General features: G+C 70.2%; 15 protein-coding genes and 1 pseudogene. 5 read left to right on the top strand and 11 right to left on the bottom strand.

Annotated elements, in window-relative coordinates:
* The first annotated feature begins 366 nt into the window (after positions 1–366).
* On the top strand, positions 367–1,179 hold the full coding sequence (locus IEY89_RS22180; RefSeq protein WP_189149220.1) for a transthyretin-like family protein: 813 nt from the start codon (positions 367–369) through the stop codon (positions 1,177–1,179).
* 439 nt (positions 1,180–1,618) lie between these two features.
* Here the strand turns inward: IEY89_RS22180 and IEY89_RS40820 are convergent.
* A pseudogene (locus IEY89_RS40820) lies at positions 1,619–2,029 on the bottom strand (TetR/AcrR family transcriptional regulator); the annotation flags it as partial.
* Positions 2,030–2,081: 52 nt separating this feature from the next.
* Positions 2,082–2,573 carry a hypothetical protein gene (locus IEY89_RS22170; protein ID WP_189149218.1) on the bottom strand — a complete coding sequence of 164 codons (492 nt, stop codon included), beginning with the start codon at positions 2,571–2,573 and terminating at the stop codon, positions 2,082–2,084.
* A gap of 534 nt (positions 2,574–3,107) precedes the next feature.
* On the opposite strand from IEY89_RS22170, the gene IEY89_RS22165 reads away from it, so the two are divergent.
* Positions 3,108–4,592, top strand: a complete 1,485-nt coding sequence (locus IEY89_RS22165; protein WP_189149217.1) for a ricin-type beta-trefoil lectin domain protein — start codon at positions 3,108–3,110, stop codon at positions 4,590–4,592.
* 76 nt (positions 4,593–4,668) lie between these two features.
* Here the strand turns inward: IEY89_RS22165 and IEY89_RS22160 are convergent, their stop codons facing one another.
* The 4 genes from IEY89_RS22160 to IEY89_RS22145 form a co-directional block, all read right to left on the bottom strand.
* Positions 4,669–5,709, bottom strand: a complete 1,041-nt coding sequence (locus tag IEY89_RS22160) for a LacI family DNA-binding transcriptional regulator (protein ID WP_229695363.1) — start codon at positions 5,707–5,709, stop codon at positions 4,669–4,671.
* A gap of 194 nt (positions 5,710–5,903) precedes the next feature.
* Positions 5,904–6,917 (bottom strand): NAD(P)/FAD-dependent oxidoreductase, encoded by a 1,014-nt coding sequence (locus IEY89_RS22155; RefSeq protein ID WP_189149215.1) that lies wholly within the window; start codon positions 6,915–6,917, stop codon positions 5,904–5,906.
* Positions 6,914–7,453: an isoprenylcysteine carboxyl methyltransferase family protein gene (locus tag IEY89_RS22150; protein ID WP_189149214.1), complete on the bottom strand. Its 540-nt coding sequence runs from the start codon at positions 7,451–7,453 to the stop codon at positions 6,914–6,916. The genes IEY89_RS22155 and IEY89_RS22150 overlap by 4 nt, the downstream gene beginning before the upstream one ends.
* Positions 7,454–7,489: 36 nt before the next feature.
* Entirely contained in the window at positions 7,490–8,575 is a 1,086-nt protein-coding gene (locus IEY89_RS22145) for a type III polyketide synthase (RefSeq protein ID WP_189149213.1), read from the bottom strand.
* Positions 8,576–8,721: 146 nt separating this feature from the next.
* Between IEY89_RS22145 and IEY89_RS22140 the strand changes: the two genes are divergently transcribed.
* From IEY89_RS22140 to IEY89_RS22130, 3 genes are all read left to right on the top strand, one after another.
* The gene (locus IEY89_RS22140; RefSeq protein ID WP_189149212.1) at positions 8,722–9,591 is read left to right on the top strand and encodes a UbiA family prenyltransferase; all 870 of its coding nucleotides are present in this window, start codon (positions 8,722–8,724) and stop codon (positions 9,589–9,591) included.
* Positions 9,592–9,865: 274 nt separating this feature from the next.
* Complete coding sequence (locus tag IEY89_RS22135) at positions 9,866–10,510, top strand: dihydrofolate reductase family protein (protein ID WP_189149211.1); 645 nt, start codon at positions 9,866–9,868, stop codon at positions 10,508–10,510.
* Positions 10,511–10,675: 165 nt separating this feature from the next.
* Positions 10,676–11,536 (top strand): DUF1963 domain-containing protein, encoded by an 861-nt coding sequence (locus IEY89_RS22130; RefSeq protein WP_189149210.1) that lies wholly within the window; start codon positions 10,676–10,678, stop codon positions 11,534–11,536.
* A gap of 359 nt (positions 11,537–11,895) precedes the next feature.
* Here the strand turns inward: IEY89_RS22130 and IEY89_RS22125 are convergent, their stop codons facing one another.
* The 5 genes from IEY89_RS22125 to IEY89_RS22105 form a co-directional block, all read right to left on the bottom strand.
* Positions 11,896–12,315: a VOC family protein gene (locus IEY89_RS22125; RefSeq protein WP_189149209.1), complete on the bottom strand. Its 420-nt coding sequence runs from the start codon at positions 12,313–12,315 to the stop codon at positions 11,896–11,898.
* Positions 12,316–12,715: 400 nt separating this feature from the next.
* Positions 12,716–13,264: a hypothetical protein gene (locus IEY89_RS22120; RefSeq protein ID WP_189149208.1), complete on the bottom strand. Its 549-nt coding sequence runs from the start codon at positions 13,262–13,264 to the stop codon at positions 12,716–12,718.
* A 104-nt stretch (positions 13,265–13,368) separates the two neighbouring features.
* A complete protein-coding gene (locus tag IEY89_RS22115) occupies positions 13,369–13,866 on the bottom strand; it encodes a hypothetical protein (RefSeq protein ID WP_189149207.1) in 498 nt (165 codons plus the stop codon).
* A 124-nt stretch (positions 13,867–13,990) separates the two neighbouring features.
* On the bottom strand, positions 13,991–15,016 hold the full coding sequence (locus IEY89_RS22110) for an ArsR/SmtB family transcription factor (RefSeq protein WP_189149206.1): 1,026 nt from the start codon (positions 15,014–15,016) through the stop codon (positions 13,991–13,993).
* Between the two features lie 444 nt (positions 15,017–15,460).
* On the bottom strand, positions 15,461–15,829 hold the full coding sequence (locus tag IEY89_RS22105) for an STAS domain-containing protein (protein WP_189149205.1): 369 nt from the start codon (positions 15,827–15,829) through the stop codon (positions 15,461–15,463).
* Positions 15,830–15,966: the final 137 nt, after the last annotated feature.

The raw sequence follows: 15,966 nt of genomic DNA, 5'->3' as shown, positions 1-15,966 counted from the left end.
CTTCGAATGCGGCTGCCTGCCCGGGGCCCGTGTATCCCGGGCGCGGGCGCGTGGCCTTGTTCTTGAACCACGCCCCGCGGTCCCCCAGTACGCCGCACGCTGGTGCAGCGGAGCGTGGTCTCGACGTCGCGTGCGATGCACGGAGTCGTGAGGTTGGTGCTTCAGGGCGGCCTGCAGTCGACGTTTGAGGCGACCTCGAACCCGTACAAAACCGCCTCCGGCCACAGCCGTGTAACAGTGGCCGAACAGATACAACTCTCCCCCCACCCCGCCGGTCGAACCTGGTGTGTCGCACACCTGCGTCGCGGTGGAACCGGTGCCGCCCGGCGCGACTCCTCTAGTCTCGACCGAACTTGGAGTTGACCTGTGCTCAGGAAGCCCCTGCCGACGCGCCTTGCCGTCATCGCCGCGCTCCTGCTCACCGCAGGCGCCGTGTCCGGGCCCTCCGCCTCGGCGAAGCCCTCCGACGCCGCCCCCAGCCGCGCCTATGTGCTGACCGTGACCACCAACCCGACCAACACCAACTACAACAACCGCCAAGTCGACGTCACCGGCACCGTCACCAAGGCCGACGGGACCCCGGCGCCGAACGTCCCTGTCACTGTCCAGGAGGTCATCCGCTTCACCACCTGGAATCCGTGGGGCGACCCGATCGACCCCAACTACTACGAGCCGCGCGACCTGGGCAAGCCGGTCACCGACGCCAAGGGGCAGTTCACCATCCCCGAGGTCGACATCGACCACGTGGCCGGCAGCAGCCTGCTCAACGTCCAGCGCAACGTGCAGATCACGGCCTCCTTCGACGAGGACGGCGACCTCAACACCCCGCAGGACGGCTACTACACGGCCACCAGCGTGGCCACCAAGCCCAAGTACAGCTCCGTCAGTTACCAGGTCAACACGAACAAAGTGAAGAAGGGCACCATCCTCACGGTCCAGGGCAAGGTCACTCTCCCCAAGGGCGTCGAGCCCGAGGGCACCGAGGTCTTCCTGCAGACCTACTGGGAGAACGAGTACCGAGTGAAGACGACCGCCGAGGAGGACGGCTTCTTCGTGTTGTCCGTGCGAGTCCGGGACTACGACGACACATTCACGCTGCGCACGGCTCCGAGGGACCTCTATGTGGCGGGCGCGACCAAGCCGCTTCCGATCACCAACACCTCGCTCGCTCGCAGGTAGCCCTCCAGACGGCGGGACTTCGGCCCGAGAAGGCCGTGGCCCCACGGAAAAGAGCCCATGGACCCCGGCTACGGGTCACCCTCGCACCAGCGCAGGTGAGCTGTACCCGAACGGACTGGATCCACTGTTCATGGGTGGTGAGTCCGTGGTGCTCGGAGGAGTTCTGACCCATCTGACCTGCGGCGGATCAGGTGTTCGAGGTTGTCGCCCGCAGTCCGGGCGGCTGACCCGAGGACTGATGCCAAGAGCCAGGGGGCCGCACGGGGGCCGGGCCGGCGTGGCCGTGCCGAAGGGGGAGTGCCCCTTCGCGGGCCGGAGTCGGACCTGGTCGTGCGGCAGTGCCGAGGTGTCGCTGAACGACGTCAAGCGTTCAGGAGTGGCGAAAGAGACGTCACCGCATCCTTAGTTGCTCCATGGCGGGGTGGAAGAGCCTGTCGATCACGTCCCGCACATCCCCGGCCAGTCGCAAGGTGCCCTCGACGAGCAGTGCGACGAGGTCGCGGTGCCAGGCGCCCTCGATGGCGGCGTCGCGCACTCGGGCGTCCGCGTCGTCGGCGGCGGCGCTCTTCGAGCGGTTCCAGACCTCCAGCCAGAGGGTCCAGTGCGGGTCGCGCTGGCCGTCGGGGACGCGCAGGCCGACGTAGGCGTCGAGCCGTTCGCGAGTCGGCGACGCCCGCACGAGCAGCCGCCCGCGCTCGGTGCCGAGCCGCCCCGCGCTCCACTCCAGGGTGCGCAGCAGCAACTCGTCCTTGGAGCGGAAGTAGTAGAGGCGGCTGCTGCTCATGCCGACATCGAGGCTCAGGGCCGCCACGGTGAGCTTCTCCGGACCGCGCTCGGCGATCATTTCCATGGCCGTGGCGAGTACCTCCTCGCGGAGCGGTGCGGTGTTGCGCCGATGGGAGTCACGGGGCGGGCTCCACGCGGACGGCGTCCGGAACGAGCCGGGTCTCGTAACCGCCCGAGCAGTCGGAGGCATCGATGGCGACCTCGGCTCCGCACGAGCAGACGCGATTGACTCCGTCGAACGGACTCAGGCCACAGCAACCACTGAGGCGCGAGGTGTCGGGGTGCAGGCCGAGGTCGACGACGTCGAGCGGGTGCAGGACGTATGTGCCGCACGGCCCGGCGGAGACGAGCGAGCCCCGCTCGTCGGACATCCACATCCCACCGGGCACCATCCCGTCGTACGTGTCCTCGTCCTCGCACGGCTCGAAAGGCGCCCCGTACGGCAGTGGATCGACCACATAGACGCCGCGCGGCACGCTCGCCGGGCCGTGTCGTCGCCCCTCCGCGTCGGGCCTGCCGTCCCAGCCGGGGTACTCGGGCATCTCGTCGATCCGCCGGACGGGCTCGGTCAGACGGAGCCCGCAGGCGGCGCAGCACAGTATGTTCACTCGTTTGTTCTACCTGACCTTTGTGGGGCTCAGGCCTTCGGCTGCTGCTGCGTGATGCGCCCCAGGCCAGGTGCGCTTCGGCGAGGTCCCCAGGGCTGTCGAACGTCGGGTTCGGGCCGCGGCCACGCGAATCTCGGCTGCACTTCCGGGGTGGGGAAGAGGACCCGCCGCCCCTGATCGAGGGCCCGACGCCGCGTTCTGGGGTGCGGAGATGGTGCCGACTGGCGGCGGCAGCCCGAAGCGAGACACCGCCTGCCCGCCGGACGGCCCGCCGAACTGCCGCTCTCGAAACCGTCGGCCAACGACCCGCGCCTCCGGGTCCTCCGGGTCCGGTGAAAGAGTCTGTCGTATTTCGGAACTGTCACGGGTCTTGTCATCAGAGCGGGCGCCGTGCCAGTGTCCGGCCATGGTTACGTAACCATGGCCGGTTTACACGGGTCCGAGCGTCTGTATACGGACCCTGGTTCATCACTGCCTCGGCTCACGTGGAGAACCCGCACTCCGCCCTCCGCGATCCCCGTCACTGGAGACGACATGACCAAGACCCCGACGAGGTCGAGAAGACTGGCCAGCGTGATCATGGCCGGCTTCGGCGCGACACTCATGTTCCTGACCGCCCCGGCCCCCGCCCTCGCCCAGTCGGCCACCGCGGCACCAGCTGCCGCGCACGCGTCGGTGAAGCCTGCGTCGAAGGGCGGTACCAGTGACTTCCGCGGGGTGAACTGGGCAGACCCGCGGGACAACTACGCCAGTGACGCCGTGGTGCCCAGCGGGCTGAAGGTGACCGACAACTACCGCACCGTGTACCGCACCACGGACCGCATGGTGCGCGGATTCAAGAAGAACCTGGGCGCCAACACGCTGCGACTGCCGATCAACCCGGCGACCGTGGGCACCACTTGGTGGAAGTCGTACCGGGCGACGATCGACGCGGCCACGGCCTACGGCGACAAGGTCATCGTCAGCTACTGGGAGGCCAACACCAGCAAGGACGGCATGGTCGACGACACGGCCGCCTGGAAGAAGATGTGGAACACCGTGGTGCGGGAGTACAAGCACAACCCACGGGTCTACTTCGAGCCCATGAACGAGCCGCACGGCTACACCCTGGACGAGTGGGTGGGCGTCACCAGCGGCTGGCTGGCCCGGCACAAGGACGTCCCGCGCGGCCGTGTCGTGATCAGCGGCACCGGCTACAACGACAACGTCACCGGTGTCGGCGCGGCCCGTGAACTGCGGGGAACGCTGCTGTCGCTGCACTTCTACGGGTTCTGGGCCAGCCACACCAAGCAGGCGGACTGGGTCGCCGACCTGGAAGCCAGGATCGGCAAGTACGCCGGCCGGACCATCATCGACGAGGCAGGCTCGCCGATGACCACAGGTCTGAACTACGGCGCGTGGGACGGCAACATCTACACGTCGTATCTCGCGGCCGTGACCAACACCGCCCGCAGCAAGGGGATGGGCCTGGTGTACTGGCCGGGGCTGAGGTTCGACGACGCCTACTCGATCGAGTCGCTGGACGCCAAGGGCAACCTGGTGGACAACAACGCCAGCGGAGTCGCGCAGCTGCGCTGGGGCTACGGCTTCGGCAAGACCCCGCCCGTCAACGACCTGCCGCCCGCGCCTCCCGGCGAGGTCCTGCGCGGAGTGGGCTCGGGCCGCTGCGTCGACGTGCCCGGATTCAGCACGACGAACGGCACCCAACTCGACCTCTGGGACTGCAACGACGGCGGCAACCAGTCCTGGAACTGGGACGCGGACAAACAACTCACCGTCTACGGCAACAAGTGCATGACGGTGGGAGGCACCGGAACGACGGCGGGAGACCCCGTGGTCATCTCCGACTGCACCGGCGCGGCGGCACAACAGTGGAACGTGAACGCGGACCTGACCGTGACCAGCGTCGCGAACCCGGCGCTCTGCCTGGCCACGGTCGAAAAGGGCACCGGCAACGGCACGGCGGTCGATGTCTGGCACTGCAGCGGAGAAAGCAACCAGCAGTGGTCCAGGAGCTGATGCCGGCACCTGTGCCGGGCGACCGCTGATCCGACCCGCACGGGCCCGGCGAGGGTACTCGCCGGGCCCGTGCGGGTCAGTGCCGCCGCTCTTCGCCTTGCAGCGAGGGCGGTGGCGCTCCGGTGCTCGCGCGGACCACCAGCCGGGTCGGGACCAAGGTCTTGTCGATCGTGTCAGGCCCCGTACGGCCGATCTTGCTCAGCAGCTTCTGAAGGCTGAGCCGGCCGACCGCGGCGAAGTCCTGCCGAACGGTGGTCAGCGGCGGCCAGAAGGCATGTGTCTCCTCCATGTCGTCGAACCCCACCACGCTGACGTCTTCGGGGATCCGGCGGCCGAGCTCGTGCAGAGCACGCATGACACCGAGCGCCATATGGTCGTTCGCGGCGAAGATCGCCGTGACCTCCGGCCTTCGCCCCAGAGCCAACCCGTGCCGATAACCGGATCGGGTGGTCCAGTCGCCGTACAGCACCGGGGGCGGGACGATGCCGGCATCCTGAAGGGTGCGCCGCCAGGACTCGACCCGATGGGCTGCGGAGAACGAGGTCGGGGGTCCGGCGATGTGCCATACCTGCTGGTGGCCGAGTTCCAGCAGATGTTCCGTTGCCTGACGAGCGCCCTGTGCCTGATCGGTGTCCACCACGGTGTAACCGGGCCCGGTGTCGGAGTCGACAACCACCATCGGAACCCCTGGGGGGAGGCTGAACTCCGCATCGTCCAGGAGATGCGCCTCGAAGACGAGGATCACCCCGTCGACGGCCGCCTCGCTGAGTCGGTCGTAGGCGCCGGAGACCCTGCCCATGGTCGGGTCCGACACGGGGATGAGGGTGACGGCGTACTTGGCGCGGGCGGCCTCCTCGGCGATGGCGTCGAGCGTGCGGGTGTTTCCGAACGTCCTGAGCGTGAAGGTGATGACACCGATCGTGTTGAACCGCCCGCTCTTGAGCGCGCGTGCGGCGCCGTTCGGCCGGTAGCCCAGTGCCTGCATCGACTCCACGACCCGCTGCCTGGTCGCCGGGTCGACGTTGGTGTGGCCGTTGGACACGCGCGAAACCGTCTGCGGCGCGACGCCGGCGTGCCGGGCGACATCCGCCATCGACGGCCGGGGTCGTCCGGACATGGGCTTGTCCCCAATCGCCATGATCCCTTGTTTCCCCTGTTTCTCGGGCCCTGACAACAGCCTAGGCCCCCTCCCAGGGCGTCTGCGGTGCGAGATACCTCGGCAGGGAGTCCCCACGGCGGACGGTGCGGGCCGGCGGGTTCACCGGGAGCCCCGCTGCCGTAGCCGCTTCGGTGTGGGAAAGGGACAGGCCGCTACTGCAGAGCGTGAACGGTGGCTGAGAACACCGGGGGCATCCGGGACGCTGCCGGGACGATGAGGCGGGCGGTGCCCGGCCGGCGGCCGACGGCCAGCAGGGCTCCGGTCAGCAGTCGGTGGCGCCGGGTCAGCCGGGCCCAGGCGCGCTCGTACGTGTCCGGGCGTCCCGCGGCCAGACAGCGGACGGCGGCCCCGGCCGTCGCCAGTGCGAGGGCGATGCCCTCGCCGGTGAGAGCGTCCAGGTAGCCCGCGGCGTCACCGACGAGCAGGACACGGCCGGCGGTTCTGCGCCGCACCCGCTGCAGCAGCGGTCCGGCGCCGCGTACCTCCGTCGCGGCCGGTCCGCGCAGCGAGGGGGTGAGCGTCGGGAAATCGGCCAGGTGCTCGTCGTACCCGCGGCGGCTGCGGGTGAGGATCGCGACGCCCACCAGGTCGTCGCCGACCGGTGTCACATAGGCCTCGCCGTGCCGGGACCAGTGGACCTCCACGAAGTCCGTCCACGGTTCGACGTGGTAGTGCCTGCGTAGTCCGTAGCGGCCGTGGGGGCGGCCCGGCAGCTCCAGCCCCAGGCTTCGGCGCACCGGGGAGTGCAGGCCGTCGGCGGCGATCAGCCACCGGGCCGTGGTTCCGGCGGCGGTGACCGTGTCGGCGTTCTGGCGCACCTCGCCGACCTTGCCCGGCAGGATGCGCACGCCGAGTCCGAGCGCGCGCTGATGCAGTGCGGAGTGCAGCGTCGTACGGCGGATACCCAGCCCGCTGTGGTCGCGGAAGGACGCTTCGGCGCGGGTGGCGCCGGCCACGTAGCGGATGCCGCGCAGTTCGCGTCCGTCGGCCTCGATGCCCAGGGCTCGCAGCGCGGTGACGCCACTGGGCATGAGTCCTTCGCCGCAGGCCTTGTCCACGGGCGCGGTCCGGGGTTCGACGACGACGGCCTCCAGGCCGGCGAGGGCGGCGTGGATGGCGGCGGCCAGTCCGGCGGGTCCGCCGCCGGCCACCAGTACGTCGATCACGCCGGAACGGATGTGGTCGGCGCGGTCGCGGCGGCCAGCGCCCGGTTCTCGCAGCGGATGCGGACGGTGAGCAGGGCGGCGTTGAGCACCGTGAACACGGTCGCGGTGACCCAGGCGGTGTGCACCATGGGCAGGGCCACGCCCTCGGCGACGACGGCCACGTAGTTCGGATGCCGCAGCCACCGCCACCGGTAGGGACCGCCCGTCACCAGCGGCAGACCGGGCACGACGATCACCCGGGTGTTCCAACGGGGTCCCAGGGTGTGGATGCACCACCACCGCAGTCCTTGGGCACCCGCGAGTACGGCCAGCATCGGCCAGGCCAGGGCGGGGACGAAGGGGCTGTCGGCCAGCCATACCTCGGCCGGGCAGGCGACCAGCAGGCCGGTGTGGAGGGCGACCATGGCCGGGTAGTGGCCCTGCCCGGTCACGGTCGCGCCGCGGGCGGTGCTCCATCGTTCGTTGCGGCGGGCGACGACGAGTTCGGCGACACGCTCGGCGGCGACGGCGGCGACCAGCAGTCCGTACCAGATCATGTGTCCTGTGCCCTTCGTGTCCTTCGACGGTCCGAACTACCAGCGCAGCAGGACGAGTTCGCTCGCGAAGCCGGGGCCCATCGCCAGCAGCACACCCGGCGTGCCCGGCGGCGGGCGGCGTTGGGCCAGGGTGTCGCGCAGTACGTGGAGTACCGACGACGAGGACAGGTTGCCGACGTCCGTGAGGTGACGCCAGGTCACATCGAGGGCGTCGTCGGGGAGGCCGAGGGCTTCGGTGACGGCTTCCAGAACCTTGGGGCCGCCGGGGTGGCACACCCAGGCGGTCACGTCCTTCGGCTTCAGGCCGTGTTCGCCGAGGAACCCCTCGACGTCGTCGGCGAGGTAACGGCGCACCACATCGGGAACCTGCGGGTCGAGGACGACCTGGAAGCCGGTGTCCTTGATGTCCCAGCCCATGACGTGCCCGGTGTCCGGATACAGGTGGCTGAGGGTGTCCACGATCGTAGGACCGACGGTTGCGCCCGGGTTCTCCGGGTTCGCCGGGCGATCCGGGCGGTTCGCGCCGACCGCGACGACCGCGGCGGCTCCGTCGCCGAACAGCCCGGTGGCTACCAGGTTCGCCATGGAGGCGTCGTTGCGCTGGAAAGTGAGCGAACACAGTTCGACCGACAGCAGCACAGCGACGTGGTCGGGCCGGCCCAGCAGGTAGTCGTGCATACGGGCCAGTCCGGCGGCGCCACCGGCACAGCCCAGGCCGAACAGGGGCAGCCGTTTGACGTCCGGCCGCAGTCCGAGGCGGCCGACCAGCCGTGCGTCGATCGAGGGGGTGGCGACGCCGGTGACGGAGGTGAAGATCAGCAGGTCCACGTCGGCGGCGGTCAGGCCGGCCGCGTGCAGAGCGCCCCGGACCGCCTTGGTTCCCAGGTCGGTGGCGGCGGCGATGAAGACGTCGTTGGCGGCCCCGAATCCGTCCAGTTCCGCGTACCGTTCGAGCGGCAGTGTCATGTGACGCGAGCCGACCTTCGCGCTGCGATGCAGCCGGTCCAGGACCCCGCGGTCGGTTCCCTCGGGCAGGCACGTGCGGGCCACCATGTCGGTGATTTCGGACTGGGTGCGACGGTGCGGTGCGAGTACACCGTGAACTGCGGCGATCCGCGTCATAGGGGTCCCGTCCGGTTACCGACTGGGTCAGTTGCTCCCCACGTGTTCCCCGGACCGGGACATCGACACCAGGAATCGCCCGTCCGGCCGGTCCTCCCGGGGCGCGTCCTGGGCCGGGTGGGGCGGGCACGCCTAGGATCGGCCGGGTGGGCACTCCCGAGCAGCTGACGGCCGAGGGACCGGCGGTGAGTTGGGCCGGCCGGGTGGGTGGCCTGGCCGGGTCCTGCCACCCCGGGCCTGTCGTGGCGGTCACTGTCCTGATGGTCGCGCTGGCCCTGACCGCCGGCCAGAGCGCCGCCCGTTGCGTGCTCACCGGTGCCGCCGTGCTGACCGGGCAGTTGTCCGTCGGCTGGTGCAACGACGCCTTCGACGCGCGCCGGGACATCGAGGCCGGCCGCCGGGGCAAACCCGTCGTCGCGGGCACGGTCGGTGTGACGGAGGTGTGGGTGGCCGCGTATGCCGCGCTGCTGCTGTGCGTGCCGTTGTCGTTCGCCTGTGGCCTGTGGGCGGGCGCTGTTCACCTGGCCGGGGTGGCAGCGGCGTGGGCGTACGATCTGCGGCTCAAGGCGACAGCGTGGTCCTGGGCACCCTATGCGCTGGGTTTCGCCGGCCTCCCGGCGTTCGTCGCGCTGGGCCTGCCGGGGCAGCCATGGCCGGCCTGGTGGGTTGTCACCGCCGGGGCGCTGCTGGGGATCGGCGCCCATCTGGGCGACGTACTGCCGGACATTCGCGCGGATCTGGCGGCGGGCGTACGGGGCTGGCCGCAGCGGCTGGGCCGGGACCGCGCGTTGCTGCTGTTGCCGGTGCCGCTGGTGGCCGCGTCCGGGGTGCTGGTGCTGGGGCCTGCCGGACCACCCGGCAGGTGGGGATGGGCAGCGCTCGTGGTGACCGCTCTGATGGCGACGGCGGGGACGGTGCTGGGACGCCGCTGGGAACGGTTGGCGTTCGCGTCGGCGGTCGCTGTCGCGATGGTGGACGTGACGTTGCTGCTGCTGCGCGGCACCGGGATCGCCTGAAGGCGCCGGGGGCCTGCGACGCGACGGTCGGCGGCTGCGACGGACGTGTCTCAGATGGATCGACGGGCCCTGGCCGAAGGCGCACGGCATGCCTGCCGAGCCGGGTGCTGTGTGCCGATTGCCGTGAGGACGCAGACCGCGAGGCCGGGTGGTGACCGATGCACCGGGCGAGGCGGTCGACGAGTATGAAGCCGGGTGCCGTCGCAGCGATGAGTCTGCCGGCGCCCACAGGTCTACCTTCCGACCGGCACAACCCACTCATCGGGAGTACGGCATGGGACTCATCCACATCGAGCTGTTCGCAACCCTCGACCTCGTCGGGCAGGCGCCCGGCGGTCCTGACGAGGACCCGGAGGGATTCCCGTTCGGTGGCTGGCAGGCACCCCTCCTGGACGACGTCGCCGGGTCGCAGATCCTTGCCGCGTACGAGGGCACGGACGCCCTCCTGCTCGGCCGCAGGACGTATGACATCTTCGCCGCCTACTGGCCGTACCAGGAGGGCGGCGCGGACAACGAGATCGCCACGCTCTTCAACAGTGTCCCGAAGTACGTGGCGTCCCGCGCCAAGCCCGACCTCCCGTGGGCCGGGTCCACGCAGCTCGGCCCGGATCTGGTCGGCGCGGTGCGCGAGATCCGTGACCGGCACGAGCACGTCAAGGTCGTCGGGAGCCTGGACCTGGTGCAGACGCTCCTGCGCGAGAAGCTCTTCGACCGTCTTGACCTCTGGGTCCACCCGATCGTGCTCGGCGTCGGGAAGAAGGTGTTCGACGGCGGCGCGGTGCCCACGAACATCAAGCTCCTCGAACCGCCGGTAGCCGACCCGAAGGGCACCGTGTACCTGCGCTACGGGCTCGCCGAGGGCACGCCCGCGACGGGGGACATGAGCGCACCCGATCGCGGTGCCGGGCGCGACCACTGAAGGCCCCGCGCGCCGTCCCGCCGTGTCGAACGCGGTCGGCGACCGCGGTGGGTGGCGGGACCGCCGACGTGCCGGGTTCACCGGGACGAGGGGCCGGGAGTTCGCCCGGCGGTCCGCCCGCGGCTTCGACGCCGCCGTGTCAGTCCCTTCCTCTACGGTCTGCCCATGACTTCTGGGCTGTGGGACCTGTTACGTCCGTTCCGTGAAGAGGCGATCGCGCGGGACATACCCGTCGACGATGTCGAGCGGTGGCTGGGCACCGCTCGACGTTGCGCGGTGCTGTCGCGGGAGGGAGGCGGCGCGGTCGTGGGGTGCTTCGGCGGTCCGCTCCTGCTTCCGGCCGACGTCCCGGACCCCGCCTACCCCTTCGTCGCCTCCATCGACCTCGCGGCCCTGCCCGCCGACGCGACGGACCTGGCCCTGCCTCCGGACGGCCGTCTGCTGCTGTTCGCCTTCCCCGAGACCGCCGACGACTACGAAACCATGGGCAGCGTGGTGTACGTCCCCGCCGGCTCGGCCGTGACGGAACGGGACCGGAACGCCTGGAACTCCTTCGACATCGACGACTACCAGGCGATGTTCAAGGAGTTTCCCCAGGGCCCGCTACAGGCGACGGCCAGTGTGTCGCTGCCCTACCACCACGCGGTGGAATTTCCCGGGGGACCCGGGAGCGGGCCGCTTCCCGGGCATCCCCGCTCCGAGGAACTCGTCGAGGTCTGGGAGAGCACCCATGACGCCATCGCTCCCGAGGGGCCGTTGCAGATCGGGGGCTACGCCTGGGAGGAGGCCATATACACCGACCCCCTCGCCATTGCCGTGTCCCGTGCGGTGAAGGCGGCCGAGGCGGGCCGGTGGGACAGGCCGGTCTCGGGTGACGTCTCGGACTGGGTGCTCCTGGCCGACTGGTATGCGGGCATGGACGTACAGGGCTGGGAGAGCGCCACCGTCCACTGGGTGATCCAACGCGAGGACCTGTCCGCGCGGCGCTTCGACCACGCGTTCACCTCGGTCTTCTGGAACCCCTGATAGGTGCCTGGGCGGCTTCTGCGGTGCCCCTTGGGGCCAGGGCTTCCTGGGTCGCCCCTGGCTCGCGGGCGACCGGGCGTGGCTGACTGCTCCCCGCCCTCGCGACCGGCGGCAGGTGGGGCGGCGGAGGCTCGGACCAGAAGCGGGGGTAGCAAGTCCTCCCGGCGGACGTCCAGGGGCTTGTCGGCCGCCGGTCGGAGCGGAGATCGCGGCTGCGGAGGTGTCGTCGAAGCTCACCACACTGACGTCCGCCGGCACCCTTGGTCCGGATACCGGGGTCGCCTTGATGACGGCGAGCGCCGCCTTGTCCAGACGGGGCGACCGCGGGGTGATCGTGAAGACCTGCGGATCGGTTGATCTCAGTTTCGTTCGGGTGACTTGATCGCGACCAGTTCGACCTCGAAGCCGTCGTCGTTCTCCAGGTAGGCGGCGTGGTGCTGTCTGCCGCCGGCGTAGGGGTGCTGCTCGGGGAACATCAGGTGCCAGCCGTGCGCAGGGGCGTCGGCAGCCAACTCTTCGACGGTGGCGGCATCTTCGACGTGGAACGCCAGGTGGTTCAGTCCTGGGCGGCAGCGGTCATGCTGTTCGGCGGTGAGGGCCGGGGACTGCTCGACGACCAGGTAGGTCGGACCGAGCCGCCAACTGCGGCCACCGTCCCAGCTCTGGAAGAGGGCGTAGCCCAGCATCTCCAGCAGCCAGCCGAGCGAGGCGACCGCGCGGTGGAGGTCAGGAACCCACAGCTCGACGTGATGCAGCGTGCCGTGCGTCGGTCGGCTCACGCGGTCACCGCTTCGGCGCGCTCGACGAGGTGGCCGCGTTCGGAGCGGGCTCCGGCACGGCGGATCCGCAGGTGGATACCGGGGGAGGGGCCGGGATCGGGTGATGAGCACCCGTATCGGATCCACACCTGGCAGGTCGCGGCTGAGACGATCGAGCAGGATGATGACGGACTTGTCGGCCGTGTCGTCGTCCCCGGCGATGGGGAGCGTGCCGCGGTCGGGGAACCCTCCGCGCGGGGCGAGAGGGATGCGGTGCTCGACGTAGCTGGTGTCGAACCTCTCGACCGTCCACTTGTCGGCCGCCGCGACCTCCGTGGGAGTGGTTGCGCCCCCCAGGAAAGGAGGCCGACCTTCGCAGACGACTCCCGGCAGAGCCCCAACTGAACGCGGAGAGCCGCGGCTAGACCCCTGATGGCGATTCCGTATCGTCCAGGGCAGTCCGTGCTGCTGCGGTGAATCTGCCGATGCGTTCAGAGATTCTGGTCGCCTCGACGGCGTGGCGTTCCACGAAGGTGACGTTGAGGTCCGGGGCGCCCATGGAGTCGCGCCATGCGAGAAGAGTCGTGCGCATCGAGTGGAGCCCTGTGCGAACACTGTGGGCTGCTTGTTCCACCGGTTCGGGTCCCTCCACCGCCAGGCCGGCCCAGGCCGCCTGCACGACAGCCAGCTGTTCCTGGGCGACCTGGAGTCTGCGATCGGCTTCCGGTAGGTCCGGGTTGTCGCCGATCAGCGCGCGTGCGGCGATCTTCAGTGTGGTGCGCGCCTCGTTGGCCGGCGCCAGAAAAGCACTGTAGGCATCGCGGCGTGTCTGTCTGCGCCACTGGGCATGCTCGATCTTCGCCTGGCTCTGCACCTGTTGGCGGGCCGACCAACCGGATATCGCCGATGCGGAGACCGTGCCGAGAACGCCCACTGTTGCCCCGAGCACCGCCGCAAGTCCCTGGTCCACAGGGTTGATTGTGCACCGTACGAAAAGACCTGGCCCGCCATACAAGTACGAAGGCCCCGGCTCTCCGCTCGCGCGGTGGCACCGGGGCCCGCGTCATCGTGCGGTCAGCAGTTGCGGATGGACCAGACGGGCGTCCAGTTGTAGCTGTGGTTGGTGGAGTCCGGGGTGAACGACTTCAGTACGTTGCCGCTCTGGCCGTAGAAGTACGAGGTCACGCCGCCGGTCTGGGCGTCGAAGTAGGTGCCGGTGCCGTTCCAGCCGGACAGGGAGTACCTGTTGCAGGAGTAGAAGAAGAAGACCTTGTAGTCGGACGTGGTCGGGTCCCAGACGACGGCGCAGAGGTTGCCGCTGGCGCAGGTGTAGGTGGCTCCCGGCCGAATGTGCGACGTACGCACGGCCGGAGAGGACGTGGGTGTGCTGGCGGCTGCGGACCTGGCGGACACCGCCGAGGCGCCGGAGGGCGCCGGAGGCAGGACCAGAACCCGCCCGGCCGGGCCGTCGCCCGCGGGCACGGCCGCCTGGGCCGGCGTCGTGGCGAACATGGCTGTCAGCAGGCAGACCAGGGCGCCGAGCGTGGCGAGCGCGGAGCGTTTGCTGGGCATGGTGTGGTTCCCCCTCGGGATGTGGCGTACGGAGCTCGCGGGCCCTGGTGCGGCCCCGCATGACCAGGCTGTCGGCCGCCGCCCCACCGTCACCACACCTTGAAGGCATGGCTTAAACGACGTCTCAGCCGTCAGGGGCCGGGCGGACGCTGGGGACGCCGGCGAGCAGGGCCAGGCCCGTGGGCGTGATGGTGTGCACCACGTACTTGTTCCGGCGCATGCTCAGCAGTAGGCCTGCCCGGCGAAGTACCGCCGTGTGCTGGCTCGCCGCCGCCCCGGAGATCCCGAACCGCCGCGCGAGTTCACCCGTCGTACGGCCGGTCACGACGTCCTCCAGGATCGCCGCCCTGGTCCGCCCGAGCAGCGCGCCCAACTCCGCTCCCTGTCCGCCCGCACCACCCGCACCGCGCGCCCCCGCCCAGCCGGGGGTGTGCTGGATCGGATGGACCAGGACCGGTGTCAGGTCGGCCCGCAGCTCGGCGAGCATGACGGGCTTGTGGTGGCAGAAGAAGGACGGCTGGAGCAACAGCCCGCGCCCGCCGAGCCGTATGTCGCGGTCGACCGGGTACTCGGCCTCCAGTACGGGTGACCGCCAGCGCAACAGGGGAGCGAAGCTCGCGAGGAGCCCGTCGGCGCCGCCGTCGAGGACTGCCCGGGTGCGTACGGCGACATCTGCGCTCACCTGCGCCCGGATGTGCGGCCAGTGCGGAGCGAGTGCCCGCCGGTGGTAGGCGTGCAGTGCGGTGCCGAGGCAGCGCAGGGCGTTCGCGTCACCGTCGGCCAGGGCGCGGGTCGCGGCCGGCAGCGGGCGTGATCGCTCGGTGGAGGCGGCCAGGCTGACCAGATCGTCACGCAGGACTGTCCGAGGCGTGCTGAGGACCGTGTCGATCGCGCTGTCCAGGGCGGGGGAGCCGCTCAGGGCGGGGGTGAGGAAGTCCGGTGCGTAGCCGCGCGACGGCATCAGCCCGGCGAGCAGCACGTCGGCAGGGCCCCGGCCCGGCCGGACGAGCCGTCGCCACTCCCCGTACGCGAGGGCGCTCTCGTCGGTGGCCAGAACCTGGACGCTGTTCGTGAGTTCCCACAGCGGGTCGGGGGCGGCGGCGACGCGAACGCGTACGAGGTCTTCGGCGGTGAAGTGCACCCGCAGCATGGGGAGTCTCCGATGGTGGTCGGTCACCGGGTGGGCGGGCCGTGCCTCACGACAGTGGCCGAGCCCACGGGTTCCGGCAAGACGGCATTCGGCCACCCGGACCTCACTGGTTTCACGGGGCCGCGCCGGTTCCTCCGGCCTCTCGACCGCCGTCGGATACACCGTTGCGCAGCTCCCCCGCCCCCTTGCACCCGCTGAGAGAGGTTCATCATCAGGCGCCTACCGCGTCTGCTGGTGCCGCCGCGACGTCCAACACGGTCGGGGTGTCGGCCAGTTGGGCTCTGCCGATGCGAAGGAACTGTGAGGATCTCGGCGGCGGGTGCGGGGTCCTCGGCCATCCACCGGTGTCCGTCGTCATTCAGGACGGCGACCCTCCGCGACCGCTTCGGGGGCCAGGAACCGGGCTGCGTCGAGCGTAGGCCACGGACCAGCCCAGTGAAGCGGTCAGGTGTTCATGGCCTGCTCGATGGTGGGGTGGCACGGGATGAAGGTGTCGACGCCGACCAGCGTCAGGACACGCAGGACGGATTCCTGGGCGCCGGCTATACGCAGCCAGCCCTGCGCCGCGCTCACCTGCTGAAAGGCGGCGACAAGGACGTTGATGCCGCTGGAGTCCATGAAGGTCACACCGCTGAGGTCCGCCACGATCCGCTGCGGCAGCACCGTGCCGTCCGCGGACAGCAGGGCCTCGCTGAGGACGTCCTTGACGTCGTGGTCGATCTCGCCCCGCACGATCACGACACGGACACCGTCGACCACTTCGCGCTCGACGGACAGCCGGTCGGGCTGGTGGGCCTTCTGGTTGTCAGCCACCGTCTCCTCAACTGTGCTAAGGCCTGCCGGGGCAGGACGTACGCGGATGATTCTGCCCCACCGCCATGGTGGAATGCACACTAAGGGTTGTCCCGTAATCCTCAAGGGGCGAGCGACAGCGCCGTGGCTACGGGAGC

This window comes from Streptomyces lacrimifluminis (genome assembly GCF_014646095.1).
GTDB lineage: Bacteria > Actinomycetota > Actinomycetes > Streptomycetales > Streptomycetaceae > Streptomyces > Streptomyces lacrimifluminis.
Note: the sequence above shows the minus strand (reverse complement) of the source record. Positions and strands in the feature narration are given on the sequence as shown.